Origin of the sequence: Streptomyces phaeochromogenes (assembly GCF_001418655.1) — a bacterium.
In the GTDB taxonomy this organism is placed as follows: domain Bacteria; phylum Actinomycetota; class Actinomycetes; order Streptomycetales; family Streptomycetaceae; genus Streptomyces; species Streptomyces phaeochromogenes.
The window spans coordinates 1-3,612 of sequence record NZ_LIQZ01000560.1 but is presented as its reverse complement, the minus strand read 5'-3'; the positions used below and the strand labels follow the sequence as shown (position 1 = coordinate 3,612).

Below are 3,612 nucleotides of genomic sequence, written 5' to 3'. Positions count from 1 at the left end.
CCAGGGCCCCGGCGCCGAGCGGGGACTTGAGGACCCGGTGTTCGAGGAACAGGCGGGCCGGTGCCGGCTCGGGGAGGGGGAGGCCCGTGTCCTCGACCGATGTGCGTGGCATGGGTATGCGCGGGGGTTCGTCGGGGGTGCGAGAGCTACTGGGCTCGGGGGGTTCCGGGCCGGACGGTCCGCCCGGGCCGTTCTCCGGGGGTGAGGTGTCCTTCTGGGGGCCCGCTTGGGCGTTGTGGTCCTCCGGGTCCGGCTTCTCCCCGTAGCTGTCGTGTGCCTCTGTGCCCGTCATTCGGCACCCCCGGAGCGGCCCGTGTCATGGGCCGTCGACAGGAGCTGGAGGCCCAGGCGCAGGCGGCGGCGGGCCTCGTCCTCTGTGACGCCGAGGTCGGTGGCCGTCTGGCGGTAGTCGCGGCGCTGGAAGTAGGCGAGCTCCAGGGCCGCGCGCAGCGGGGCGGGCATGGACGTGACGATGTAGTCGGCGCGGGCCGCCACCGAGGCCCGGCGGACCTTGCGCTCCAGCTCCTCGGTGCTGCCCGAGCCGTCGTGGGCGAGCGCGGCGGTGGGTCAGCGTGGCGACCCAGGAGCGCAGGGGGCCCTGCTTGGGGTCGTACGCCTCGGGGTTCTCCCAGACGTGGGCGAAGACCTCGCGGGTGACGCCGTCGGCGGCCCGGTCGTCTCCGAGCACGCGATGGGCGAGGCCGTGCACGAGTGAAGCGAATCGGTCGTAGAGCTCACCGAGCGCGGCTGCCTCCCCGCGTGCGAGCCGCTGTTGCATCTTGCGGTCCCAGCGGGGCGGCGCGTCCTTGTTGGTCATGCGGCCCCTCACCCCCGGTCGTGCGGTGCGCCTGTCCCTGTGTCCACCGGATTCTCCTCTCCGGCTTCCTCCCGAATGTAGTCGGCACCCCTGACAACGCACGCCCCTTTGTGGCAATGCGCGCCCCTCGCGGAGCTGTGGATGGTAGTGCCCCGATCACACTGTGCGTGCGACTCCTCACGGTGTGCGTGTGTCTGCCGTGGCTCGGCCCGATCAGGATCGACCGTACTGGACCGTTCTCGACCGAAACAGCCCAACTGGGGCACGCTTCGATTCCGCATCCGGTGTTTCATGGAGTGAGGGTGGGGCAGCCGCGCACCAGGGAAATGACAGGACCACTTCCGGTTCCGTTTCCGGGTCCGACGTCGTCGGGCCGACAGGGTCCAACAACGTCGAGCGAGGGGCAGGCGCGTGACGCTCAGGGTGACCGACGGCGAGCAGCGCGGCTGGGTCGTGCTCCGGGTGTCGGGCGAGATGGATCTGGTGACGTCACCGGTGCTGCGGCAGCGCGTGCACGACGCCGTGGCCGACGGGCGGCACAGCCTTGTCCTCGATCTGTCCGGGGTCCTGTTCTGTGACTCCAGTGGTGTGGGGGTGCTGATCGCGACCCGGCGGCTGCTCCGGTCCTGCCAGGGACGCCTCCGCTTGATCCTTCCCGCGCAGGGCGCCGTGGACGGATCCCACGTCAACCGGGTGCTGGGCGCCCTCGGTGTGCGCCGCCTCTTCGACGTGTATCCCGATGTCGACGCCGCCGTCGACGACCAACCGGATTCGCTGTCGGCGTGATTCGCGTCACGTGCGGGGCGCGTGGAGGGGAAGATCGTCCCGTGACTGCGCGACACGGTTGTCGTGGAATTCCTCCGGTCTTGGCACAAGCGTCGTTTTCCCGCTCCCCGAGGGCCCCGGTCGTCGTACGCTCCCTGCCAGACGTACCCACGTGATGTAAGGCGGCCCGAAAAGACATGGTCAGCACCGAGTACGAGCGAAAGATCGCCGCGCGGTTCGCCACCTTCGATCAGGACGGCAACGGCTATATCGACCGCGAGGACTTCAACGCGGCGACCAAGGCGCTGCTCGCCGAGTTCGGCATCGCGGCCCGGTCCGACAAGGGCCAGGCCCTCTACATCGGCGCGGAGGCCTTCTGGCAGGGCATGGCCGGAATAGCGGACCGGGACGGCGACCAGCGGATCACCCGCGAGGAGTTCGTGGGCGGCGCGGTGAAGCGGCTGCGGGACAACCCCGACCGGTTCGCCGAGATCGCCCGCCCCTTCCTGGACGCGGCGCTCGCCATCGCGGACGGCGACGGGGACGCGGCGGCGACCGTGGACGAGGTCGCGCGGGCCCTCAAGGCCCTCGGCGCGCCCGAGACCGTCGCCACCGCCGCGGCCGGCGCGCTCGACGCGGACTCCGACGGCCGGGTCACCGAGCCGGAGATCGTGAGCGCCTTCGCCCGCTACTTCACGGTGCCCGAATAGCGTTCCCTGAGCTTGTACTTGAGCACCTTCCGCAGGGTCTCGTTGCGCGGAAGGGCGTCCACCAGCTCCAGTTGCTCCGGCAGCTTGTGCACGGACAGTCCTTCCGCGCGTAGGTAGCTCGTGATGGCGGAGAGCGTCAACTGCGGGGCTTTTTCCGGTTGTTCGATCACCGCGCATACGCGTTCGCCGCGTTCCGGGTCCGGCAGGCCGATCACCGCTACGTCTCCTACCGCCGGGTGGCGGTGCAGCAGGTCCTCTATCTCCTTCGCCGAGATGTTCTCTCCCTTGCGGATGATGACGTCCTTCAGGCGGCCCGTCAGGATGAGATGGCCGGAGGGCGTGAGGTGTCCGAGGTCGCCCGTGATCAGGAAACCGTCCTTGTCGAAGGCCTCCGTGGTCTGCTCGGGGTTCAGATAGCCCGTGCAGACCGCCTCTCCGCGCAGGCGCACCTCCCCGTCCACGATCCGGATCTCCATGCCCTCCGGGGGCCTTCCCTCCGTTGTCGCGAGGTTCTCCTCCGTGTCGTCGGGCGAGCCCATGGTGATCATCGGGACCTCTGTCATGCCGTATCCGTGGGTCAGTTGGACGCCCATCTCCCGTACGACGGCGTGGTGCACCTCGGGCGGCTTCGGCGCCCCGCCGCCCGCCAGGAGGCGGAGGGTGGGGATGAGTCTGGTGTCCGGGCTCTTGCGCTGTTCGGCCAGGAACATCGAGTAGAACGCCGTCGAGCCGCCCGCCACCGTCACCCCGTGCTTGCGGTAGCCCTCCAGTGCGTCCGGCAGCGCGAACTTCTCGAAGAGGACCGCCGGGAACCCGTACAGCAGCAGCATGACCAGGTAGTCGGGGCCGCCTATGTGCGCGAAGGGGAACGCGATCGAACCGATGTCGTCGGCCGACAGGTGCAGCGCGTGGGCCAGGCAGGAGCCGCCGGCGATCAGTGAACGGTCCGTGTGCAGTACGCCCTTGGGGTCGGACGTCGTCCCCGAGGTCCAGTAGATCCAGCGCACGTCCGTGCCGCTGGTGGGGGGAGGGGGCAGCACCGACGGGTTCCCTTCGGGGAGGGAGTCGTACGCCTCGAAGATGCCGGGTGCTTCTATGCGTTCGGCCATCGCCGTGTGGTCGAAGCCGCGCCACTCGCCCGGTACGGCGAAATGGGCGGCCCCGGACTCCCTTACGGCGAAGGCGACTTCGCGGTCCCGGTAGAAGGGGATCACCGGGGACTGGACGGCCCCGAGCCTGGCCAGGGCCATCGCCAGCACGACCGTCTCGATGCGGGTCGGCAGCTGCCAGGCGACCACCGTGCCTGGGCGTACGCCCAGG

General features: G+C 69.9%; 3 protein-coding genes and 2 pseudogenes. 2 read left to right on the top strand and 3 right to left on the bottom strand.

Going from position 1 to position 3,612, the window contains the following annotated elements; all coding sequences use genetic code 11:
• Together AOK17_RS53105 and AOK17_RS45760 are read right to left on the bottom strand one after the other, a co-directional pair.
• A pseudogene (locus AOK17_RS53105) lies at positions 1–292 on the bottom strand (MDMPI N domain containing protein); the annotation flags it as partial.
• Positions 289–817, bottom strand: a pseudogene (locus AOK17_RS45760) (sigma factor). The pseudogenes AOK17_RS53105 and AOK17_RS45760, both read right to left, overlap by 4 nt.
• 411 nt (positions 818–1,228) lie before the next feature.
• Between AOK17_RS45760 and AOK17_RS45755 the strand changes: the two are divergent.
• Both AOK17_RS45755 and AOK17_RS45750 read left to right on the top strand, forming a co-directional pair.
• Positions 1,229–1,603 (top strand): STAS domain-containing protein, encoded by a 375-nt coding sequence (locus tag AOK17_RS45755; protein ID WP_055618571.1) that lies wholly within the window; start codon positions 1,229–1,231, stop codon positions 1,601–1,603.
• Positions 1,604–1,779: 176 nt separating this feature from the next.
• Entirely contained in the window at positions 1,780–2,292 is a 513-nt protein-coding gene (locus AOK17_RS45750; protein ID WP_055618570.1) for an EF-hand domain-containing protein, read from the top strand.
• Here AOK17_RS45750 and AOK17_RS45745 read toward each other — a convergent pair.
• Positions 2,271–3,612: AMP-binding protein (locus AOK17_RS45745; RefSeq protein ID WP_055618569.1), on the bottom strand; the 1,342-nt coding region annotated here is incomplete at its 5' end. The two genes, AOK17_RS45750 and AOK17_RS45745, sit on opposite strands and share 22 nt — an antisense overlap.